The following is a 21,620-nucleotide window of genomic DNA, read 5'->3' as shown; positions in this document are numbered from 1 at the left end:
TCATGATATAAATTGGGTTTGCGTGTTACTTTAAGGTGATGTTTTTCATACTCGGCCTCTGCTGCAAATCCATAGTGTGAAATATATTTGAATTCGTATGTTCTATTATGAGTGATTCAGCGAAAACTATTCTAGAGCTTGCGGCAATGCTGCATAATCCTGATAAGAGTGTGCGTAATGCTGCTGCAATCGAGCTTGGAAGCCGCGGACATGACGGGTTTTTGGCAGCGCTTCCTCTGCTTGAGGATGAGTCATGGGTTGTCCGTTACCGTGCCTGTGAGATAATCGGGATGACGAAGGTGCCGGAAGCATATCCGGTGCTTCTTCAGATACTGCAGGATCCCCGCGATCATGTCCGGTACATGGCGGTTAAAGGCCTCGGTCTTCTTGGTGATGTGCGGGCACTACCTGAGGTTGTGCGGATGCAGCAGGATGAAAATCCGTTCGTGCGAAGAATTGCAGGAAAAGTCGCCGGGGAACTTTCCGGTTCTGCCTAAATATTTTTGAAACGCGAATAACGCGAATAAAAATCGCCAATGGCGATTTTTAAGAATTATTATAGTTACATATTTTTAGACAAATTCATCCATTCAGAAAAGTACGGACTATTTTTTTTGAAAAATCGCCATTGGCGATTTTTATTCGCGTTTCAAAATCTCATCATGTATCACAGCATCCAGTAGACCAGCACCGGAAACACAATCAAATACCCGACCCCAAACACAAGAAACACCCACTCAGCTGCATGCAGGGGCTTTTTTGCATAAAACACTGAGGATGCGGCAGAGTAGCCGCGGCAGCACATGGAAATGTAGGTCCGCTCGCCCTGCTCCAGCGCACGGACAAACAGCGAGCCTGCCGCATTGCCGATAACCGTCAGCCGGTACTTCAGCGGCAGTTTGCGGTCAAATCCGTGAAAGCACCGTGCCGCAAACGCGCTCTGGATCTTTTGATACACCAGACCAAACACGTAGAGATACCGGATCGTAAGCCCCATCACCACCACAAAAAGCCTGGGCACATGCAGCCGTGCGGCTCCTTCGAGCATCGCCTGCATCGTCGTCGTTGCCGAGAGTAAAATAATAAACGAAAGCGAGATAACGAATTTTGCAAACAGCGACAGCCCGAAAACAATCGACTCCCAGTACATATTAATCCCAAACGGCAACGCGACGGCAACATGGTAGACATCATAGTACGGATTCGGGAAAAACGGCTGCAAAATAATAAAAAACAGCCCAAACGGCATAATCAGCATCAGGCGGATCAGATAATACCGAAATGACGATCCTGACAGGATATAGAGACCCCAAAACAGCATATAGACAACAACAAACGCAAACAGCTCCGCAGTTCCGTAGGGAAGCAGAACGGTCACCAGTAGACCGAGCAGACATAAAATCAGCTTGATCCTCGCATCAAGCGAATGAATCGGGCTCTTGCGGTACGCCTCCCGCTCAATATCAAACAGCTCGTCGATCAGACTCATGTTTTGCCAAACGCCTTTAAAAACGCAGCCTCAGCATCGCGGTAGGTGTACGCCGACTCAATTGCGATACCATGATCCTGCATCGACTTGATCAGACGGGGAAGGGCGGGCAGTTCAAGATGCGCCCGGGACAAGAGATCCTCCTGTAAAAAGATCTCTTCTGGGGTTCCAACACCAGTTATCTCGCCCTTCTCCATCACATACACCACATCCGCCATCTCAGGCACCAGCTCCACCTGATGCGTCGAGTAGATAACTGTGACACCGCACTGGGCCGGCAGATCATTTAAGAAACCAAACAGTTCCTTTACTCCCTGCGGATCAAGGCCTGCGGTCGGCTCATCCAGCACCATCACCTGCGGCTCCATGGCAAGGACGCCAGCAATTGCGACCCGCTTTTTCTCGCCGCCTGAAAGATGATGCGGGGCGCGGCTCCGCAGATCCTCCAGTCCCAGCATGGAAATCACGCGGTCCACGCGGGATGCGACTGTTTCTGCATCCAGACCAAGATTGTACGGGCCGAACGCGACATCCTGTTCCACGGTTGTTGAAAACACCTGGTCGTCCGGATTTTGGAACACCAGACCCACAAACTTCCGCACCTCATGGAGATTTGCTTTGGTGATAGGTTCCCCGCGAACCAGAATCGAACCTGATTTCGGCTGGATAATTCCGTTAAAATGCCGGAACAGCGTACTTTTTCCTGCGCCGTTTGGCCCGAGGACTGCAATGCGCTGCTGAGCGTCTGCGACGAAGTTGACATTATGCAGCACGTCGCGAACAGACGTGCTGTAGGCATGGCAGAGATCCCGGGTTTCAATGAGGTGCATTGTTAATCTATTCTATGCTAAAAGAGCATAAAGACATGCTGATTCGTCATACCAGAATGTGAGAAAAAAGAAAAGGAAGGATACCTCTGCATCCTAACAGCGTTATGTTTCAGATTTTTTGTAGACGATTCTCGCCGCAACAAGAATAATTATCAGAGCCGCAGCAATTCCTATCACGAGCGCTATCAGTCCGCCAAGAGCCCCTGAGTCCTCACCGCCGAGAACATAATCCGGCATCGGGGATACCCAGCCGATGGGATCGTCAGCTTCTTCGATCTCTCCGTGCGCCGGAGCGAAGATATCTTTTGCACCGCCGCCCACAAGAAGCGTGCTGTCAAGTCCGTCTGGGTCGCCTGATGCAAAGAAGACCGCAGCTCCTCCGATAACAAGCGCAATTACAAGACCGATAGCGAGGAACTTGTTGATCGGCATTGCTTTTTTCTCGGTGTTTCCGGCAAGTTCCGGCCTGACATTGAAGATGAGAACAACCACTATTGCCGTGATTGCCGCTTCGATGACACCGATGATTGCATGATAGATAAACATGGTTGGAAGGCCGACCGCAAGAGGAACAGCGCCGAGAATGGCAATTTCAACTGCGCAGGCACATGCCGCAATCACGCAGGCGAGCCAGCCGGCAACTGCTGCGGACGCTGGAACACCGACTCTTTCCTTCAAGGCTTTGAACGAGTAGAAGCCCACAAATCCTGCGATGACACCCATATTGATGATGTTTGCACCAAGCGCCAGAACGCCGCCGTCCCCAAACACCAGCGCCTGAATCACGAGAACGATCGTGAGGATAAAAACGGCTGCAAACGGAGAGCCGAGCACAATTGCTGCGAGTGCTCCTCCGACAAGGTGGCCGCTTACCCCAAAACCGGTCGGGAGGTTGAATGCCTGCAGTGCAAAAATTCCTGCGGCGATTACAGCAAGAATCGGGATTTTGGACTCATCAAGATTGTTTCGCGCCCATTTGATGGAAAGCGCGATAAACACCAGGGCGATGATCCAGAAGATAATACCAACCGGAACACCCACACTGCTGTAACCGAACAGAAAATCAGGAATATGCATCTCAGTTACAATAACACGTATTCACTAATAAGTATTACGAACTGATTTCAGTCACTCAATCCATCATACTTCGTATCATGGATTTTATGCCGAGAACGCCAAAGGTGCGGATGAGTTCAGGTCTGAACATCAGTTTTCTCAGAAGTGCCGAGGGCTTATCCATGTCGCCTGAGTTCAGGATGAGATCGAGAGTTTCAGGTGTATTGAGGGCATCAATCGCTCTGTCTATCTCATCAGGAGATAGCGTGCGGCGGAGATTCAGCGCCTTCATGCCAAGCTCCAGCTCCCTGCCGAAGTCCGCATGCCACAGCTTTTCATACCCTGAAAGCATTTTGTCAGAAAAGTCCCCGCTCTCGCAGGCATCAACGGTGACGGAGGCCGCGTGACGGGCTGACCTGGCACCGGTGTAGACCCCGCCGCCTGAGGTGGGTTTTGGAAAACCGGCAGCGTCGCCGGCAATCATACAGCCTGAACCGTAGGTGCGGCTTCTGATGCCTAAGGGAATGGTGCCGGTGACCTCATGGATGTTGGACGGCGAAAATTTCGCGGCGAACGCAGCAAACCGAGCGGGAACATCCTTCAGACCGCAGAGTCCGATTCGTGCGCGGGATGCTGAGAGCGGAATCACCCAGGCAAAAAAATCCGGCGAGGCATTGGGATGCAGCTCAACAAGGTTGGGACTGCCGTCCCACCGTATCTCAGCCTGAATGCCTGAGTAGATGAAGCGCGAAGGGGCGATGCCAAGGCCTCTGGCAACAACGCTCCGCGGCCCGTCGGCTGCGATGAGAATTTTATAGGGAATCTCTTCTTTTCCCCGCACACCTGTTGTAGTGATCACTCGTTTTTCCGGGTTGATGCTTGTGACATAGGTTTTCAGAAGAAATTCCGCACCGCTTTCTGCGGCGCGTTCTGCCATCTCATGATCCAGCCGTCCGCGGTCCACGACATATGCCTTTGGCGTTTTTGCGTCAAAGGAAAGCTCATGCCCGGGTGAGCCGCAGATTTTTGCGCCGCTGACCATGTTGAAAACACTCGCTCCCGACACCTCGCACTCGGCAAACGCTGAGTTGGACAGAAGTCCGGCACACTGCACCGGATAGCCGACTGCCGCATGCTCCTCGACAACAAGCGTCGAAAGCCCGGCACGAGCGCAAAGGCGGGCGGCGGTGGAACCGGTCGGTCCTGCACCGACTACGATGACATCATACATGGAAAAGTACACAATGTTGTCTGTAAGAGATGATAAAGAAAAGGAGTGCTGATATGGGGATTCGAACCCCAGTCGTCGGCGTGAGAGGCCGACATGATTGGCCACTACACTATATCAGCAAGAGAACTTGCGTAACTAATGTTATCGTAAGCGATATTTATAGATACCGATACACCGCAGAAGTGATTCCATATGTTCATCTAATAACAGAACGAATATGCTAAGACAATGGGCCTTGACGAAGAGATCAAATCCTTAGAGGATGAGATCAGAAATACCAGATATAACAAGGCAACTTCGCAGCATATCGGCCGGCTCAAAGCCAAACTCGCCAAGATTAAGGATGATGCCGTCAGCCGCGCAATGAAGTCTGCCGGAGGTGGCGAAGGATACTCGGTGAAAAAATCCGGCGACGGAACGATCGTTCTTGTGGGTTTCCCGTCGGTTGGTAAGTCCACGCTCCTGAATAAACTGACCGGAGCAGAAAGCGAGACCGCAGCATATGCATTCACAACCCTGACGGTAGTCCCGGGACTGATGGAGTATAAGGGTGCAAAGATTCAGATTCTGGATATTCCAGGTCTTATTGCGGGAGCAGCAATGGGCAAAGGCCGCGGAAAGGAAGTAATCGCGGTCGTCAGAACGGCAGATCTGATTGTCATCCTCGGAGACGTGTTCAACGGTGTCCACGTGGATGTGCTGATGCATGAGCTCTACGACGCAGGTATCAGAATCAATAAACCAAAGCCTGATATCACCATCAAACGGACCGGATACGGCGGTATACGCTTAAACACCGTCGGTGCGGTTGACATGGATATTGAAGAGGTTCGTGCAATCCTTGCAGAAAGCAAGGTCATGAACGCAGATGTTCTTATCCGCGGCAACAATGTGACGCAGGACGATGTCATTGACGCAATGATGGGCAACCGTATGTATATCCCTGCATTCATCTCCATCAACAAAGTGGACCTCATCTCAGAAGACGAGCGAAAAGAAGTGGAGGACGGAATGCGGGAAAAGTACGGCGTTGATCCGATTATGATCTCTGCGCACTCAGGCTACAATCTTGAAAAACTGCAGGATGCAATCTATGACTATCTCGGATTCATCCGCATCTACATGAAGCCCTACGGCGAAGAGGCTGACATGGAAGAGCCGATGATCATGCGAAGAGGCAGTACCATCGAAGATGTCTGCCGCAGACTTCACCGCGACTTCGTGGACCAGTTCAGATATGCAAAGATCTGGGGAACCTCGGTCAAGCATGATGCGGCAAAAGTGGGTCTGCAGCACAAAGTTGCCGACGGTGACATTGTCACCATCGTAACAAAACTCTAAAAATACTTTTTTTGGTTGTTACTCAACTGGGATATCAAATCCGTCGTTCGATTGAACGATGATATGATGCAGCTCGCGCAGCTCTGCTGCCGTCTGCAGTGCGCCGTCAATAAGCATCGGCAGGTTTGCAGCAACTAGGGACGCAACAGATCCTGCAAAGATAACATTGTCCATAATGCCCGGACGGATCTTTCGTGCGGCAAGCAGTCTGCGGATCACCAGCAGTAAAAGTCCTGACATGAATGCGGATGTCAAAAGGGACACCAGCAGTCTGAGCAGTCGTTTAACCGGACCGTCAAGCATTTTTGGAATTTTCTCATCATAGGACTCAGATGCATCCTCTCCGCTAAGGTAGGCAGCGCCTGCCATCAGATAGGGAGACGCGACGCCCAGAAACGCATCATATGCCCCGTCCTCGGCAAACACCGCGTCCTGAAGTGTCCGCTGTCCTTCAAGAAGCTCAAGAAGCATTTTTCCAATCGAGATATAACGGTCCGTCTCCTCGTCAGAGTGCAGGGTTTCCCCATCGTCAGATTCATACACTGCCAGCACCACATCACGGACGCCGGAAACCGGTTGATGCGTCTGCGCGGCCTGGGCTGTCCCCTCATCCAGAACGAGTCTGGCATCAGGGAGCAGGGCAAAGATCGGCTGATGATCTTCGGGCAGGATGCCAAACCTCTCCGCAAGTGCGCGAAGAATGCGTGCCAGACTGCTTTCGAGTGCGGTAATATCTTCTGATGGGATGCCAGAAACCATGCAGGAGCCAGCAGTCAACAGATCGGTTACGGCTTTTTCCAAAAGTTCTGCGGCAGCTTCCGGATTGCCTGAGGAAACCTCATCAGAGGCAGCGTTAAGCAGGGATTCGGCAGAAGAGATCAGAATATCAGCAGGAGTGTCATCTGGCATTGGATACTATACAGTATTGATTCAGCAATCAGATAAAAGAGACACAAGAAAACACATTTATTCAGCAGACAATTCCGACTTCATCATCAAGTGATAAGTCCTGTACAACCCTTGCAGCTTAATCACATATTTTCGCAGTTCACCTCCGTAAACTGCTTACAAACATAAATCTACCTCAGAATTAATAAAGGTGTCGGTAAAGATGAAAGAAAAATGACGAAAAAACGGGCCTGGAGGGATTCGAACCCCCGACATTCGGGTTAGAAGCCCGACGCTATATCCTGGCTAAGCCACAAGCCCGCGGATGAATGCTCTAATCTATAGGAGTTTCCAGATAATAAATTCTCCTCAAATAAAATCGCAAAAATAGGATATGAGAGTTATTTTGCCCGCGGACAGCTGCACTCCACCACATCTACAAGGAGGACTTTGCAGCATCCGCGGTCCAAAACCCGTTTGATGTGAGAGGTGCAGGCAATCTTCAGCTGCAGACGAACAGACAGACGCTCACGCTCTTCATGGTAGACGCCAGGAACCGCGCTTGAAATTCGCTGCATCGTAACTGCAGAAGCAGTGACCGTTGCAATGATTCCTGGATCGCCAGCCGTCAGATCGTCCTGCGGAACAGAGGAGATGAACACCGGATCGCCCACTTTTACAGCAGATGCTGACACCACATTCTGGGCACTGACAAACTCCACGGTTCTCGGACGACCTTTCTTCAGTTCGACAATAACTTCGGGAGAGATTCCGGCAAGACCTATCAGCTGCATCACACTCACCCGTACATCATCTGCTCACCGGCAGAGATCGGTTTTTCCTCGGACTGCTCCTGATCCAGTACATCATTTGCCAGCTGGTGCATCATGGCCTCCACCTGATCGGCCTGCTCCATTAATGGAGCGGTATCGACATTGAATCCGTACCGGCTGTTGAGAGCTTTCAGCGCTTCAATTGCCGCACGCGGATCGACATTGAAGTTGGTCTCCACCAGAAATCCGGTTGCGGGAATGCCGCGAAGCTGTGCTTCGATGATGAGGCTGCCGGAAACTCCGGTGATGCTGAGTGCGGGAAGAATGATTGTGGTATCCTTGATCTTTTCCAGCGCTTCAGGAGTTGTTGCAACACCAAACACCCTTTCTGTTTCGCCGCTGGAACTGACTCCTCCAACAACCACAATATCAGTTATGGTGGTTTTCTTGGAGAACCATGCAATCATGGCAGCAGAGAACTCGTAGGATACCTGCGGTGGAACTGGTACGTCGGCAAGAATTGCGACGTAGTTGTCCTTTTCATACAGCCTGACCGGTGCCTGGGCAAGGCCGTTAGTGGCAAGAGAGATCTGCGGCAGAAATCTGCTCGTGACATTGCCGAGGTGAACAAAACCTGCGGTTTCCACAAGGTACTGCAGGGCAATACTCCCCACAAGACCTGCACCCGGGAAACCGGTCAGAAGTATAATCTCTTTTGCTGTCGGCGCAGGGGACTCCACGCGGACGGCTTCGGTTACATCCATGTGGATACATACTCCTGGATTTGAATAAAGGTTCTCATCGTGCAAATATTTCCAATTGACAAATACTTAAATTCCCGCGTCAAATAGAGATACAGTACAATGCAGGAATATGAAGTTAAGCGTGGAATGACCAAGGATCTGCCTGACCGCATTGCCGCAGGATTCACTGACATCTTTGAGGCAACACCAGCAGAAAAGGATGGACACTACAAGATCTCGTACGGGAGCATGTCGCGTCTTGAGGTCTGGGCCGGAGAGAAAAACAAAACCGTCATCGTTGACACCGAGACCAATAAAGAAGTCCTTGCAATGCCTGACGAACAGGCAGACAAGATTATTCTTGACACCAACAAAAGATTCCGCCAGTATCTGGATCACATCACCGGTTTTACCACAAAAGAGCGGGTAAAGCGGGCGAAGAAGGCCGCTGACGCTGAAAACTAAATATCTTTTTTTATTTCATATCGACACGTTCCGGATGCGTATAGATCGTAAACCGCGGCGGGCGGGCAAAGCAGATGAGGGTCACGTGCGAGGTTTGCGCGGTTTTGATCCCTTTCTCGGTTGATGCGGCACGGGATACAATAATAGGAATGCCAGCATTCGCGGCTTTTGTCACCATTCCGGCAGGCTGTCTGCCGGTGCTGCCGATCGCACACTCGGTTGGGGGAATATTGTTCAGGATCATGTACCCGATCACCTTGTCGACCGCGTTGTGCCTGCCGATGTCTGACGCAAGGAACACCACCTGATGGTTATGGAACAGCACCGCACAGTGCAGACCGCCGGTTGCGTCCCAGACCTCGGCGTTGATTGCTTCACGGATGATGAATATTTCATCAGGCGTAATGCTGCCGCCGGCCTCGGCATGACCGCGGGGTTTGTGCGGGGCAAATCCTCCGGAAGACTCCATCTCGCCTGCAACACAGACAGTGCAGACCGCGTCCACATACACAGAGGCCCCTTCGACCTTCACGGATCTGATATCTGATGCAGAGCAGACAAGCCCTGCATCCACAAAAAATCCTACCGCAAACTCAGACAGATGCTCAAGGCTTGCGACGGTTTTGATGAACTCACTGCCGTTCAGATACAGAGTTACCACATCCTCGGCAACCGCGGCATCCTCAACAGGCACTACAGTACCGTCGCGGTAGCGAAGACCGCGAAGCGGGGAGGCAAGAGCTCCGCAGTTCTGCGCAGGTTTTGGCTCGCCGGATGTTGGATTCAGATCAGTTATACGGTTGGGACGGGAGTAGACGGTGAACCTGCCTTCGCGGGCAAACCCAACCAGCGTAACGCCAGACGACTCTGCAAGCGCTGCTCCTTGAAGCGTTGCCGCAGCACGGGATACGATAATTGGGATGCCAGCATTCACCGCTTTTGCAACCATGCCTGCCGGTTGCCTGCCGGTGCAGCCGATCGCGCAGAGGGAGGGGGCCAGCCCCTGAAGCACCATCCATCCGATCACCTTGTCAACCGCATTGTGCCTGCCGATATCAGACGCCACAAACGCACAGGAGTGATTGTGCCAGAGTGCTGCGCAGTGCAGACCGCCGGACTGCTGCCATGCCTCGGCATTCAGAGATTCGCGAAGGGAAAAGATCTCATCCGGCGTTATTGTTCCGTCACTGCTCACGCATCTCTCTGTTTTCGCAGAAGGCGCATCCCGAACTACTGCGTCCACAAAAATATCAGTCCCGTCAACACACACTGAAAGAATTTTTTCCGCAACTCCCGATGCGATGAAAAAACCTGCGCCAAACTCGGTGAGATACTCGTTGCTCGCAACAATTTTCAGATACTCTGATCCATTGAGATGGAGGGTGATGACCTCTTCACTGACCACGACATCATCGATCTCGGCAACAGTTCCGTTCTCGTACCGGTAGCCTTTGCAGGACGTAAGGAGGCTTGTACTCATATCCATCTCCAACAGAATTTCACAGTGTGAATGTTCATATGTTCGCGGGGACAACATATAAAATCATGCGAACGCTCTGAGCGAAATCCTCAATAGCGTTCCCGAACGATTATGAATACAATGATAGAGCTTCAACCGTCTCCGAAAGTCTACTGCGGCCAGACCGAACGCAGCAAAACTCCTGAGGAGACGCTTGCATCCATCGAACCGCTGGTCCAGATTGTCGGCATCACCCGTGTTGCAGATATAACAAACCTTGACCGGATCGGAATACCGGTCTACTCCTGTATCCGCCCGACCGCAGCGGACGGTGCGATCTCCGTCTATAACGGAAAAGGAGGAACCGAAGCCGAGGCACGGGTCGCAGGAATCATGGAAGGAATTGAACGCTACTCAGCAGAAGCCATGCCGCGCGATCTTGCGGCGACTTCGTATGAGATGCTCTCCCTCACCGAGGACTGTATTCACCCTGAAGATCTCATCCTTCCGAAAACAACCGATGCCCGCATGGAACTTCCCTGGATGGATGCATGGGACCTTACGAACAACTGCCCGGTAAAAGTCCCCCTCTGCACCGTGATTCATCCAAACCCCCACTACCTTCCCGGACTCTTCCGCTCCAGCTCCAACGGGATTGCATCCGGCAACACAATCGAAGAGGCAGTCTTCTATGCCCTGACCGAGGTCATCGAGCGTGACTCATGGTCGCTGGTCGAAGCAACGCGGGAGACAGGACCGGCAATCACCGACCTCACCGGCCATGCCGCCGAGATGCTTGCAAAGTTTACGGAGGCAGGGGTCGAAGTCACGCTGAAGGACATCACCTCTGACCTCGGCGTCCCGACGATTGCAGCGGTTGCTGACGACGTCACCCTCAAAGACCCGAGGCTTCTGACAATTGGAATGGGGACCCACACAAATCCTGAGATTGCGGTGATTCGGGCACTCTCCGAAGTAGCGCAAAGCCGGGCAACGCAGATTCACGGAGCACGCGAGGATGCAACCATCGCATCGTTCCGCGAGATGATGGGCTATGATCGCGTGAAGAGGATGAATGCCTACTGGTTCAAGACCGAGTCGACAAAATCGTTCTCTGAGATCGCGGGTTGCGCGACACCGGACTTCAAGACCGACATTCTCGCAATCATTGAACGGCTGAAGGCCGCGGGTCTCGAACGGGTGATTGTGTGCGACCTCACCGACCCTGGCCTTGAAATTCCGGTCGTCCGCGTGATTGTTCCGGGGCTTGAGTGCTTTACGATTGATAATGAACGCAGAGGTAAGAGGTGCATTGATGCCGAGCGCCGTCGTATTCATCGGCCCAAGTCTACCGCCTGAAGAGGCGCGGACAATTCTTTCGGACGCAGAGTATCTGCCTCCGGCAAAGCGCGGTGACCTGACCGCAGCCGCAGCGTCAGGTGCAAAAGTAATCGTCTTAATCGACGGCGTGTTCTTTCAGGACCGAGCGGTAGGCCACCGCGAAATTCTTTCGGCGATTCGTTCCGGCATCAAAGTGGTCGGCTCGTCCTCGATGGGAGCTCTGCGGGCGTCGGAGATGGACACGCTTGGAATGATCGGCATCGGCGAGATTTATCGGTGGTATAAGGATGGAAAAATCAATGCCGACGATGAAGTGGGGCTCGTCTATGATCCGGAAACGCACACTGCCCTCTCTGAACCGATGGTGAACATCCGCGCAAGTTTTGCCGCGGCAAAGGAGGCCGCGGTCATCAGTGATGAAGAAGAGGCAGAGCTTCTTCGTGCCTGCAAGGCAATCTATTATCCTGACCGCACCTACCGGCGGGTTCTCCGTGATGCGGGAATTGCAGAGGATACAAAATCTGCACTTGCCCTGTGGCTGAAAACAAACGCCGTGGATCAGAAACGCCATGACGCGGTTGAGTGCCTGAAAACAGTACGAGGTATGGTATGAACGAGCGATACATCCGACAAATTCCGGTCATCGGGAACGAGGGCCAGAGAAAACTTGACGAGGCTACCGTGTTTCTCGCAGGAGCCGGCGGGCTCGGTTCACCGGTCGCACTCTATCTTGCGGCAGCAGGCGTCGGCCACATCAGGGTCGCTGACTGCGATGTGGTGGAAGTCACCAACCTGAACCGCCAGATTCTGCACCGGCAGGATCGGATCGGCATGCCAAAAGCAGCGTCAGCGAAGCTGACTCTTGAAGCCTTCAACCCTGACATCAAAGTAACCGCGTTCTCCTCGTTCATCGATGAAAAAACTGCGCCGCAGCTGATAGGGGATGCCGACATCATCGTTGATGCGATGGACAACTTCGTAGCCCGATATGTGCTCAATGAATTTTCGCAAAGAACAGGAATTCCTCTTATGCATGGAGGAGTCGCAGGCCTTTCCGGTCAGGCAACACTGATAATCCCGGGCATTACCCCGTGCTTATCCTGCATATTCCCAAACGCCCAGACCACGAAAGGCACGCCAATTCTTGGATCGGCCGCAGGGGTTATCGGGTCGATTGAAGCGCAGGAGACCATAAAATACCTGACCGGTTCTCCGGATAACCTTGCAGGAAAACTCCTGCTCTGGGACGGGGCAGTGAACAGCATGGATGTTTTCTCGGTAAAGAAAAGTTCGAGATGTTCTGTCTGTTCAGGAAAAACCATTACCGAGGATACCCAATGACTGAAGTAACAATACTGGCGTTCGCGAAGTTTCGCGAACAGTTCGGCGAAAAAAATATGATCACTACAGACTCAGGGGCAACAGTTCTTGCGGCTCTTGAGAAGTTCGCAGAAATAATCCCCGCAGCACGCGGGGAGCTCTTTGAAGAGAACAGACTTCGCGGTCATGTTATCATCATGTACAACCGCGAGCGTATCGACTCAGAAGAGGCAGCAGAAATCACCGTAGGTGAGGGTGATGAGATCGTGCTCTACCCGCCGGTCTCGGGAGGATAAAGAAAAATGGTACTTGCAGTACAAAAAGAGAATATTGATATCGGCGCACTGATCGCTGCATCACGAACGCATGCTGACGGCGCTCAGATTGTGTTTATCGGCTGTGTCCGTGATGACAACATGGACGCTCTCGAAATTGAGGCGTTTGTTCCGGTCGCTGAAAAAGATCTTGCAGATATTGCTGCTGAAGCAATAGAAAAGTTTCAGCTGAACTCAGTGGACATCATCCACCGCTACGGCAGACTCACCCTTGGCGAGACGATTGTGGTGATTGTGGTCGGTGCCGGCCACCGTCCTGAGGCATACGAAGGTTCGCGCTACATCATCGAGCGATTGAAGGAGAGAGTTCCTATCTGGAAGCAGGAGATCACCGGCGACCGCAAAGGCGACTGGGTTCACGGTGCATGAGAGGACTTAAGATATAGGTCCATGATATGTTGCCGCATCATGCGGCAACAAAACTGACTCACATTCGGGAGTTATTTTTGATTCAAACCAAATACTGCGGATTTTTATTTTGTGTTGCCGATGTTTTGACATTGTGTTTGTAAGTAAAAAATTATTCATATACAGAATACGGTTTTAGCGGCAACAGCGGCAACAAAAATATGAATTACTGTTATATGAGGATATTATCTTATTTTAAAGATTTTACGAGTATAATTTTGTTGCCGCACTCCCGGCAACAAAACTATCCTCAAACAGAGTTCCGCGGTGGTGAGATACATCGTTTGAAAATTATCTGTAGGTGGTCTCGCTCGGAGTAAACACGGAACACACTGAGCACACGGAATTCCGTGTGTTCAGTATGTTCCGTGGTTGCCCCAAATAAAACCGAGGACAGAGAAACCCTTTTTCTTATGCTATTTCACACCGCGTAACTCCTATTTGAAATTTTTCCATCTTGGTTTCATTTGGAATAACCACAAACACAGAGTAAATGATAGGATAGGAATTATAACGAAGAACCAACAATAATACTTTCATGTTAGTATATATCGATGGAAAATTCTTCCCCGAAAACGAGGCGAAGGTATCCATTTTTGATCACGGTTTCCTCTACGGCGATGGTGTGTTCGAGGGAATCCGTGCCTACGACGGACGTGTGTTCCGGCTTGCCGAGCACGTGGACCGTCTGTTTGACTCAGCAAAGGCGATTGATCTTGTGCCTCCCGTAACAAAGGAAGAGATGGCAGAGATCATCAAAGAGACGCTGCGCAAAAATAATCTCAAAAATGCCTACATCCGCCCGATCATCAGCCGCGGTGTCGGTTCGATGGGTCTTGACCCGCACAGATGCCCAAAACCGACCGTGGTCTGCGCAGCAAGCGAGTGGGGCGCAATGTACGGCGACCTCTATGAGACCGGTCTGACCGGAGTAACCGTGTGTGTCCGCAGAAACACGCCGGACTCCCTTCCGCCAAACATCAAGTCCCTGAACTATCTCAACAATATCCTTGGAAAAATTGAGGCAAATTACAAAGGCGGCGACGAGGCAATCTTCCTTGACCGCACCGGAAAACTTGCAGAAGGCTCAGGCGACAACATCTATCTGGTAAAGAACGGCAAACTCTACACGCCGCCAACCATCAACAACCTCAAGGGAATCACCCGTCAGGTGCTTCTTGAGCTTCTGGACAAGATCGGTGTGCCCTATGAGGTCTGCGAACTTGGTCTGTTCGATCTCTACACCGCAGACGAAGTAATGGTCACAGGAACCGCTGCTGAAATCTGCGCAATCACCAAGATCGACGGCCGTATTGTCGGCGACGGTAAGCCAGGGTCAGTCTACCGCAAGCTGCTTCCGGTATTTCAGGAAGTCACCAGAACCGAAGGCGACGCCTACTGAGCGAATCTCAGAGGCTAATCATAATCTTTTTATTTGCCAACGTCAACCTTTATAGGCAAGACTGCCCTGCTGATATAGTGTAGTGGCCAATCATGCTGGCCTTTCACGCCAGCGACTCGGGTTCGAATCCCGATATCAGCACTTTTCTTTTGTTTGATTCTGTGATCAGTTTGTTTTTTTGCTCTGCGGGTTGATGTATCTGGCATGACATTTCACCCGACGAATAATCCGGTGTTCTGGAAGCAGACCGCTGATGAACTTCTCGCGGCAAAGCGTTTTGAGAAAGCTGCCGCGGCATTTCAGCAGTTGTGCGACTTAACACCAAACGATGCGGATGCATGGTGCGGACTCGGGCAGTCACTCGCGGGCCTTGAGCGGTACGGGGACGCAGTTGCCTCATTTGAGCGGTCACTGGTACTGCGGCCTGACGCGCAGAACTCTCTTGAAGGCCTCGCCAACTGTTATGAGGCACGCGGTGAGTTTGAGAAGATGACCGCATGCCGCATCAGGCTTGGCAAACTCTCAGAGTAGCCCTTCGGAGAAAGTTCTTTGCCTCGCAGTATCCAATTCTGAAAACAGATATCCACATGAACGGAGAAAAGTAATGGGAAATACTGAAAACAAGCGATTTCAGATCGGCTGGCTGAGTGTTGTCCTGATGCTTGGCATTGCGGTTCTGATCGGGCACTTAGGCACTGGTCTTCTGGCTGCGGCAGGCGTGTTCCTTCTTGGCACCGGCCTCATAATGATCGCATTATCCTTTGCAGTCGGCAAAAAAGAGCCGGTAATCACAGGAGCCGGAGCGCTGTTTGCAATAATTGGCGCAATATTCATTCTGCTCTACTCAGGAGCTGACCTGCTGCTGGTTCTTGGCGGAGCACTGATCGGAATCGCGCTTGCTGCAATAGTATATATCGCGGCAAAGAAGTAACAAAAGTATATCGAACGAGTTTGAAAATATGACAGATTTACGAAACAAAGTTGAGGATGACCGCGGCCTTTTGAAGAAGATTCAGCTGGGCATTCCGGGATTTCGCGGATACCGGCAGAAAGAGGATCTGCGCATTGCAGATTCCCTGCTTCGGGTGCAGATTGCAGATCTTCTGAAGTCAAATGTCCTGCAGCCGCTTGAACTGATTCGCGAACGGGCAGGCAATGCACTTGAACTGGATATGATGAACGACATTGCAACGGTCGTCTCTGCGGCAAAGACCGCGGAGAGCAGAGTCCGCCACGCAGAGCAGGGTTACTCAGGAATCTCTCCGGCATACAGAGTCACCGATGCTGAACTGAATACGCTCTATGAGTTTGATCTTGCTCTCGTTGAAGGAATCAACGGTCTCGGCGAGCTTTGCAGAACGGCTCTTGCGTCAAGTGATTCAGGAGACTTTGGTCTGGTGAAAGCAGATCTCCGCGACATCCGCTCCGGACTTTCTGAGTTATCGGCAGTGTTTGAAAAGCGCATTATCACAATGGCAGGGCTTGGTGCATTGTAATGGCATTATTTTCGAAAGTTAACAAAAAAATCGGATCCGGCTCCGATATTGAAGGGGCAGACTCCAGAAAAGGTTTCTACTGGGTTGAGGACAAGAAAGGCGACAATGTGATGTGGCGCCTCCCGAGAAACGTGATGTGGAACGACAACGTTCTCGTTCGCGAGGATGAGTATGGTATCTTCTTCCGTGACGGAAAGGCTCTCGCGGTCTTTGACCGGCCTGACCGGTATGCACTGACGACCCAAAACATTCCGGTTCTCAAAGATATCGCAGGAACGGTTCTCGGTAATGTGCAGATCGGCGAGTTCTTCTGGGTGCAGAAGAGAGAGTTCCGGGATAAGTTCGGAACAAGCCAACCTCTGGCATTCCGCGACGTGGACTTCGGCGTTGTGCAGCTGAGAATATTCGGCCAGTTCTCGTACAAGGTTGTCGCCCCGCTCCAGCTGATTACGGAATTTGTCGGCACCAAGGGTCTGACGAAGTCTGAGGAAATTGTTGACTGGCTTAAGGCGCAGATTGTTGTTGTCCTCAATGACACGCTGGGCGAGCTGAAGGCAAAGAAACAGATGGGAGTTCTTGATATGCCTGCATACTTGCAGGAGATTGAGCAGCTTTGCCTCGCAAAGCTTGGCCGCGAGACCGAGATTTACGGCGTAAAGATCATGAAGTTCGCCGGTCTGAACATCAATATGCCTGAGGAGGTTCAGGAGGCGATCAACAAGCGCGGCGCAATGTCAGCTCTTGGCGTGAACTATATCCAGTACCAGTCCGGTAAGGCGATTGAGGGGATAGGGGCTGGCGCCGCGCAGGGCGGCGGCGAAGGCGCAGGCTTTGCGATGATGGGTGCAGGTATGGGGGCCGGTGTCGGTATGGGCAATATGATGGCCCAGGGCATGGCAGGAATGGCAGCGGGCCAGCCTGCTCCGTTCGGCGGTCAGCCGGGCACATCGCAGGTCCAGTGCCAGAAGTGCGGGACTGCAGCGCCGACAGGAACGAAGTTCTGTCCTGAGTGCGGAACAGCTATGGCGCCGCCCGCGGCAGCAGGCAAATGTGCAAAATGCGGTGCAGCACTTGCCGCAGGTGCAAAGTTCTGCCCTGAGTGCGGAACTCCGATCGGGTCACCGAAGTGTCCTGCCTGTGGGGCAGAGCTTTTGGCAGGAACAAAATTCTGTTCTGAGTGCGGGCAGAAGATCTGAGAGCAGAGTTCAAAACTTTTTTTTTATTTTTCAATGGAAGTTATGCAGTGATGAACATCATTGCTTGGGATTCCCCGTATGTGGTTTTATTTGGTTACTCCAAGCGAGACCCAGATAAAAAAAAATCGATGAAATTTTTTCGCGGCACAGCGTCAACACATTATTCAGACGACGATTTCTTCATCGCCGCAGAGAGAGCGTTCTTCATAATGCCGCGAAGAATTGCATTGCCGCTTTGTGATGATGCAGACAGCGCCGCAATTACCTCATCGCCGCCGATCTCACCAAGAGCTGTTGCTGCCGCAGCCTGCACACCCGGCTTTGGATCAGACAGGCATCCAATCAGTGCAGAGACAACATCCGGCCTTTGTGAAAACGCAAGTCCGGTTACCGCAGCACGGCGGACACCCGGAACCTCATCGGAAAGCAGCGGCAGCAAAACATCCTCAAGTGCATACTTTCGTTTGCCGACAGACTCTGCTGCTGCCATCCGGACCGAAGGTTCAGCATCGCCGCACAGCTTTCCAAGAATCTCCGGGGACGCAATAACCTGGGCAGCAGTGCGACGGACTGCCGAACTCTCATCATCAGCGCAGGAGTCCGGGGCATGCTCGCCAAGGACCGCGACTGCTGCCGCGCGAATCGCAGGGTCGGCATCAGATAGGCAACCGGACACCTTCCCTGCATCAACAGAAGAAAGAGGGCGGGTCTTCAGCCCCTCAAGCGCAGCAAGACGAATCTCCGGTGCGTCGTTGAGTGCTGCGATGAGTGGTGGAATCACACGTGCATCCGCATACACACCAAGCGACAGAACCGCTACCTCGCGGATATCAGGATTTTCCGACACCGCCGCAGCAATCAGAGGAAGAACAGCCTCGGCTGTACGGAACTGACCGAGTGCCTCAACAGCGGAAAACCGCAGAGAGTCATCGGTCGAGGACACCGCATCAACAAGTGCGCAGGTTGACGCGCTGCCTCCTTCCATAAACAACACAAGAGCAGCCTCGCGCACTGCCATGTCTGGATCACGCAGACAGGAAAGCAGGGATGAGTACTCAATCTGCGAAGTATAATTCCTGAGTGTCCAGAGCATCACCCGCCGCACGAGCGGACTTGCGTCAGAGACATAATGCTGAATCTGCGGCAGCATCAAAGGATCATTCAGAGCCGCGATCTGATTTGCTGCATCCTCCTGAATTGCAGCATCTCCGCTTTTTATCGCCTCAACGCAGCACAAAAAGGTAGCAGCATCCATTCACAACACCAGAAAATCCTTAATTTTTCACATCGGTAACTTTGATCACATGCCAGCCGAACTGCGTCTTTACCGGACCCACAACCTCACCGGCCTTTGCCTTAAACGCTGCGTCCTCGAACGGCTTAACCATCTGACCCTTTCCGAAATATCCGAGATCGCCGCCGGACTTGCCGGAAGGACACTGAGAGTAGAGCGTTGCAAGCTTTGCAAAATCATCCCCGTCAGAGAGCTGCTTCATCAACTGCTTTGCCTCAGACTCGGTCTTCACCAGAATATGCGATGCCTTCACCTTCACCATGATACCATAATGTATCGCATTCCGAAGAAATAAATTATGATATGATGACCGTCTAATGAATTGACGAATTGTGTGAGGCACCACGAAGACAATATTTAAAGAAAAAATTCAGAAAAGAAAAATACCGGCATCGAAAAGCTCAGAAGTCGGAACATCCGATGCAAAGCACATCTTATGGTTTCACGCGGCGGACGGTGTTGATAATTTTCGCGGCAGCATCAATACCACCGTCCATGTATGCCGCACCGACCAGTGCTTCAAAACATTCTGCAGAGACACGGCCGCTCGTCCATATTTGCATGCGGACCTCGCCTTTGCCCCATCGCATGTAGGAGGGGAGATCCAGTTCCTCGGCAATTTTTCTGACAACAGTCATGTTGACCGAATCGATTTTTTTGCGGGTGATCTCGCCCTTGTCGTACTCGCCGTCCATAATGATCTCTTTAATCATGACAAGATCCAGCGCCGCGTCCCCAAGGACTGCAAACGAGTCCATGGTTTCACTCATCGGAATCTCATGTTCGCGGGCGTACGCTGTCCGCGTCAATGCGTAATTGAGATACTCTTCATTTTTGAATGTGTATCCTATTTTATCGTATAATTCCGCATATGTCATGTGGAGCATCCATACTGATTTATCAACCTGATAAGAGCAGAAAATCCTTCCATCTCCATGGTAAGGACATCGATCTCACTCATACCCATGCTTGTCTCTCCGTCGGCAGAGAGCATCTCAGGTCCGCGGATAACGGTCCTGGAAACACCATCTGCAGAAAGGACCTTCTCCGCCTCTGCATCATGCAGAAAGGCACGACCGGGAATTATTACCGTATCTTCAAGGACAGACAGATCAAGCTGTCTGAGATCGTCAATGGTTATCAGGCATGCAATTTCTTTTGCGACACCGACAACCGAAGAAGGGTCGCCGCCACATGCCGACACTATTGATCTGATATAAGGTGTTGCAACCGCTCCGGTTATAAGGGTTCCCTTTTTATGAATTTTCGGGAGCCGGTCCAGCAGATCCGGCATATTCCGCAGTGCGAACGGGGAGTCGAATGCAGGATCATACAGCGGGGTTCCAGATATCCTGAGCGAAGGAAATGCTGCGCCGGACTCTTTCAGAATTTCTCTGAACTCTTCGACGGTGTGCGTCCGCTGGTTTGGAAGAATTGGTGCGTTGCCAAGGATCAGACCCTGCTCAGGAGTGTTTGCAAACCGCATCAGAATTACGCCTTTGACACCGACATCGCTGAGCCACGAAAGTGTCTGGGTGAGGACGGCGCCGTCATTGATGCCTGGCAGGATCACGACGGCTGCATAGACCTCTATTTCTGCTGCAAGGCGACGGATGATCTCAAGTGAAGCCTCGGGTGTTGGGTCATGCATCCACTCACGCCTGAGATTTGCATCAGCGGCAAACACGGTGAACGATATCTCCCGAAGGTTGTGTGCGATCAGAAAGTCTGCGATAGCGGGATCGTCAAAACCTTTGCCGCTGGTGTATCCGATATGCAGCGGGACTTCCAGTGTTCCAAGCAGTTCGAAGAGGTCAGTAAACTCAGGGTAGCAGCTGGGATCACCTCCGCCGGAGATGGTGATGCGGGTCACTTCATCAGTCACCGACTGAAGGTCGGCGAGGAATGAGTCGGCGACATCTTTCAGCGGCAAAAATCCGGCATACTCTTCTTTTACACCGCGGGTGCAGTAGTCACAGCCTTTCAAGAACGGGAGGCAGTACCGGCAGCCGAATGCTGGCACATCCTTTGCGTGCTTGAAGTAACAGTAGGCACAAAAACCCCGGCAGTCAGATCCGGGACGCCCGCCAATATCAACTGTGAGATGCACCATAATTGTTACCTATTTATAGGCGCTGCAGGGTTATGAAGGGTTGAGATACCAAAAAAGTCACAAAATAAAAACAAACTGAAAAACTTGGAATGGAGGGAATACACCCACCATTATTGATGATGAGATTATTGTTAAGACAATATCAGCGCTTTGCTTTTGCCTTTGCGCCCATCATCGACTTCTTAGATCTGCGGATCCGGCGGCGAATGCGCTGGTCTGCGATCTTCGGTCCGCGGCGTCCCTGTTGCTGGGTGTTTGCCATGCGGCTTTCGATCTTGGAAACAATGCTTGATCTCTTGAATCTCTGATTCGGTCCCGGTTTCTTAACCTCGCCCTCTCTCTGGGGAACGAGTCTGATCTGACCGCTAACACCTTTTACCTGGTGCCAGTTAACGCTGCCTGTCTTTCCCATATTGAACTCCTTATCTTGTTCGTGCCTA

26 protein-coding genes and 3 tRNA genes are annotated in these 21,620 nt (G+C 51.8%); 14 read left to right on the top strand and 15 right to left on the bottom strand.

Going from position 1 to position 21,620, the window contains the following annotated elements:
• Positions 1–107 precede the first annotated feature (107 nt).
• The gene (locus McpCs1_RS08325; RefSeq protein ID WP_338096793.1) at positions 108–497 is read left to right on the top strand and encodes a HEAT repeat domain-containing protein; all 390 of its coding nucleotides are present in this window, start codon (positions 108–110) and stop codon (positions 495–497) included.
• A gap of 170 nt (positions 498–667) precedes the next feature.
• On the opposite strand, the gene cbiQ is transcribed toward McpCs1_RS08325, so the two are convergent.
• From cbiQ to McpCs1_RS08300, 5 genes are all read right to left on the bottom strand, one after another.
• On the bottom strand, positions 668–1,489 hold the full coding sequence (gene cbiQ, locus McpCs1_RS08320; protein WP_338096792.1) for a cobalt ECF transporter T component CbiQ: 822 nt from the start codon (positions 1,487–1,489) through the stop codon (positions 668–670).
• Positions 1,486–2,319 (bottom strand): ATP-binding cassette domain-containing protein, encoded by an 834-nt coding sequence (locus McpCs1_RS08315; protein ID WP_338096791.1) that lies wholly within the window; start codon positions 2,317–2,319, stop codon positions 1,486–1,488. The genes cbiQ and McpCs1_RS08315 overlap by 4 nt, the downstream gene beginning before the upstream one ends.
• A gap of 102 nt (positions 2,320–2,421) precedes the next feature.
• Complete coding sequence (gene cbiM / locus McpCs1_RS08310; protein ID WP_338096790.1) at positions 2,422–3,396, bottom strand: cobalt transporter CbiM; 975 nt, start codon at positions 3,394–3,396, stop codon at positions 2,422–2,424.
• Positions 3,397–3,451: 55 nt separating this feature from the next.
• Positions 3,452–4,618: an NAD(P)/FAD-dependent oxidoreductase gene (locus McpCs1_RS08305; protein WP_338096789.1), complete on the bottom strand. Its 1,167-nt coding sequence runs from the start codon at positions 4,616–4,618 to the stop codon at positions 3,452–3,454.
• 34 nt (positions 4,619–4,652) lie between these two features.
• A tRNA-Glu gene (locus McpCs1_RS08300) sits at positions 4,653–4,725 on the bottom strand.
• A 109-nt stretch (positions 4,726–4,834) separates the two neighbouring features.
• On the opposite strand from McpCs1_RS08300, the gene McpCs1_RS08295 reads away from it, so the two are divergent.
• Positions 4,835–5,947, top strand: coding sequence for an OBG GTPase family GTP-binding protein (locus McpCs1_RS08295; protein ID WP_338096788.1), 1,113 nt, complete (start codon positions 4,835–4,837; stop codon positions 5,945–5,947).
• An 18-nt stretch (positions 5,948–5,965) separates the two neighbouring features.
• On the opposite strand, the gene McpCs1_RS08290 is transcribed toward McpCs1_RS08295, so the two are convergent.
• The 4 genes from McpCs1_RS08290 to McpCs1_RS08275 all read right to left on the bottom strand — a co-directional run bounded on the left by McpCs1_RS08290 (position 5,966) and on the right by McpCs1_RS08275 (position 8,372).
• The gene (locus McpCs1_RS08290) at positions 5,966–6,856 is read right to left on the bottom strand and encodes a hypothetical protein (protein WP_338096787.1); all 891 of its coding nucleotides are present in this window, start codon (positions 6,854–6,856) and stop codon (positions 5,966–5,968) included.
• A 225-nt stretch (positions 6,857–7,081) separates the two neighbouring features.
• Positions 7,082–7,156 (bottom strand) — tRNA-Arg (locus McpCs1_RS08285).
• Positions 7,157–7,236: 80 nt separating this feature from the next.
• Positions 7,237–7,629, bottom strand: coding sequence for a DUF473 family protein (locus McpCs1_RS08280; RefSeq protein WP_338096786.1), 393 nt, complete (start codon positions 7,627–7,629; stop codon positions 7,237–7,239).
• A gap of 5 nt (positions 7,630–7,634) precedes the next feature.
• Positions 7,635–8,372 carry a proteasome assembly chaperone family protein gene (locus McpCs1_RS08275; RefSeq protein WP_338096785.1) on the bottom strand — a complete coding sequence of 246 codons (738 nt, stop codon included), beginning with the start codon at positions 8,370–8,372 and terminating at the stop codon, positions 7,635–7,637.
• 99 nt (positions 8,373–8,471) lie between these two features.
• On the opposite strand from McpCs1_RS08275, the gene McpCs1_RS08270 reads away from it, so the two are divergent.
• Positions 8,472–8,816, top strand: coding sequence for a DUF5611 family protein (locus McpCs1_RS08270; protein ID WP_338096784.1), 345 nt, complete (start codon positions 8,472–8,474; stop codon positions 8,814–8,816).
• A gap of 10 nt (positions 8,817–8,826) precedes the next feature.
• Here the strand turns inward: McpCs1_RS08270 and fdhD are convergent, their stop codons facing one another.
• Positions 8,827–10,296 carry a formate dehydrogenase accessory sulfurtransferase FdhD gene (gene fdhD, locus McpCs1_RS08265; protein WP_338096783.1) on the bottom strand — a complete coding sequence of 490 codons (1,470 nt, stop codon included), beginning with the start codon at positions 10,294–10,296 and terminating at the stop codon, positions 8,827–8,829.
• A 120-nt stretch (positions 10,297–10,416) separates the two neighbouring features.
• On the opposite strand from fdhD, the gene McpCs1_RS08260 reads away from it, so the two are divergent.
• The 11 genes from McpCs1_RS08260 to McpCs1_RS08210 all read left to right on the top strand — a co-directional run bounded on the left by McpCs1_RS08260 (position 10,417) and on the right by McpCs1_RS08210 (position 17,773).
• Positions 10,417–11,634: a YcaO-related McrA-glycine thioamidation protein gene (locus McpCs1_RS08260; RefSeq protein ID WP_338096782.1), complete on the top strand. Its 1,218-nt coding sequence runs from the start codon at positions 10,417–10,419 to the stop codon at positions 11,632–11,634.
• Positions 11,591–12,229, top strand: coding sequence for a TfuA-related McrA-glycine thioamidation protein (locus tag McpCs1_RS08255; protein WP_338096781.1), 639 nt, complete (start codon positions 11,591–11,593; stop codon positions 12,227–12,229). The genes McpCs1_RS08260 and McpCs1_RS08255 overlap by 44 nt, the downstream gene beginning before the upstream one ends.
• On the top strand, positions 12,226–12,957 hold the full coding sequence (locus tag McpCs1_RS08250; RefSeq protein ID WP_338096780.1) for a HesA/MoeB/ThiF family protein: 732 nt from the start codon (positions 12,226–12,228) through the stop codon (positions 12,955–12,957). The genes McpCs1_RS08255 and McpCs1_RS08250 overlap by 4 nt, the downstream gene beginning before the upstream one ends.
• Positions 12,954–13,232 (top strand): MoaD/ThiS family protein, encoded by a 279-nt coding sequence (locus tag McpCs1_RS08245; RefSeq protein WP_338096779.1) that lies wholly within the window; start codon positions 12,954–12,956, stop codon positions 13,230–13,232. The genes McpCs1_RS08250 and McpCs1_RS08245 overlap by 4 nt, the downstream gene beginning before the upstream one ends.
• Before the next feature lie 6 nt (positions 13,233–13,238).
• Positions 13,239–13,640, top strand: a complete 402-nt coding sequence (locus tag McpCs1_RS08240) for a molybdenum cofactor biosynthesis protein MoaE (protein ID WP_338096778.1) — start codon at positions 13,239–13,241, stop codon at positions 13,638–13,640.
• Between the two features lie 577 nt (positions 13,641–14,217).
• Positions 14,218–15,081: a branched-chain-amino-acid transaminase gene (ilvE, locus tag McpCs1_RS08235; protein WP_338096777.1), complete on the top strand. Its 864-nt coding sequence runs from the start codon at positions 14,218–14,220 to the stop codon at positions 15,079–15,081.
• Positions 15,082–15,149: 68 nt separating this feature from the next.
• A tRNA-Glu gene (locus tag McpCs1_RS08230) sits at positions 15,150–15,222 on the top strand.
• Positions 15,223–15,285: 63 nt separating this feature from the next.
• Positions 15,286–15,612, top strand: coding sequence for a tetratricopeptide repeat protein (locus McpCs1_RS08225; RefSeq protein WP_338096776.1), 327 nt, complete (start codon positions 15,286–15,288; stop codon positions 15,610–15,612).
• A gap of 73 nt (positions 15,613–15,685) precedes the next feature.
• The gene (locus tag McpCs1_RS08220) at positions 15,686–16,012 is read left to right on the top strand and encodes a hypothetical protein (protein WP_338096775.1); all 327 of its coding nucleotides are present in this window, start codon (positions 15,686–15,688) and stop codon (positions 16,010–16,012) included.
• A gap of 28 nt (positions 16,013–16,040) precedes the next feature.
• On the top strand, positions 16,041–16,577 hold the full coding sequence (locus tag McpCs1_RS08215) for a hypothetical protein (protein ID WP_338096774.1): 537 nt from the start codon (positions 16,041–16,043) through the stop codon (positions 16,575–16,577).
• Positions 16,577–17,773, top strand: a complete 1,197-nt coding sequence (locus McpCs1_RS08210; protein ID WP_338096773.1) for an SPFH domain-containing protein — start codon at positions 16,577–16,579, stop codon at positions 17,771–17,773. The genes McpCs1_RS08215 and McpCs1_RS08210 overlap by 1 nt, the downstream gene beginning before the upstream one ends.
• Positions 17,774–17,933: 160 nt before the next feature.
• Here the strand turns inward: McpCs1_RS08210 and McpCs1_RS08205 are convergent, their stop codons facing one another.
• The 5 genes from McpCs1_RS08205 to McpCs1_RS08185 all read right to left on the bottom strand — a co-directional run bounded on the left by McpCs1_RS08205 (position 17,934) and on the right by McpCs1_RS08185 (position 21,592).
• Entirely contained in the window at positions 17,934–19,028 is a 1,095-nt protein-coding gene (locus tag McpCs1_RS08205) for a HEAT repeat domain-containing protein (protein WP_338096772.1), read from the bottom strand.
• A 19-nt stretch (positions 19,029–19,047) separates the two neighbouring features.
• Entirely contained in the window at positions 19,048–19,329 is a 282-nt protein-coding gene (locus McpCs1_RS08200; RefSeq protein WP_338096771.1) for a peptidylprolyl isomerase, read from the bottom strand.
• Between the two features lie 172 nt (positions 19,330–19,501).
• Positions 19,502–19,945: a ribonuclease III domain-containing protein gene (locus tag McpCs1_RS08195; protein ID WP_338096770.1), complete on the bottom strand. Its 444-nt coding sequence runs from the start codon at positions 19,943–19,945 to the stop codon at positions 19,502–19,504.
• Positions 19,942–21,180, bottom strand: a complete 1,239-nt coding sequence (gene mmp10 / locus McpCs1_RS08190; protein ID WP_338096769.1) for a methyl coenzyme M reductase-arginine methyltransferase Mmp10 — start codon at positions 21,178–21,180, stop codon at positions 19,942–19,944. Before mmp10 ends, McpCs1_RS08195 begins: the two co-directional genes overlap by 4 nt.
• 142 nt (positions 21,181–21,322) lie before the next feature.
• Positions 21,323–21,592: a DUF5350 domain-containing protein gene (locus McpCs1_RS08185; RefSeq protein WP_338096768.1), complete on the bottom strand. Its 270-nt coding sequence runs from the start codon at positions 21,590–21,592 to the stop codon at positions 21,323–21,325.
• Positions 21,593–21,620 lie beyond the last annotated feature (28 nt).

This window comes from Methanorbis rubei, from assembly GCF_032714495.1.
GTDB lineage: Archaea > Halobacteriota > Methanomicrobia > Methanomicrobiales > Methanocorpusculaceae > Methanocorpusculum > Methanocorpusculum rubei.
The sequence above is the reverse complement of the archived record's forward strand: the minus strand, read 5'-3'. Positions and strand labels throughout refer to the sequence as shown.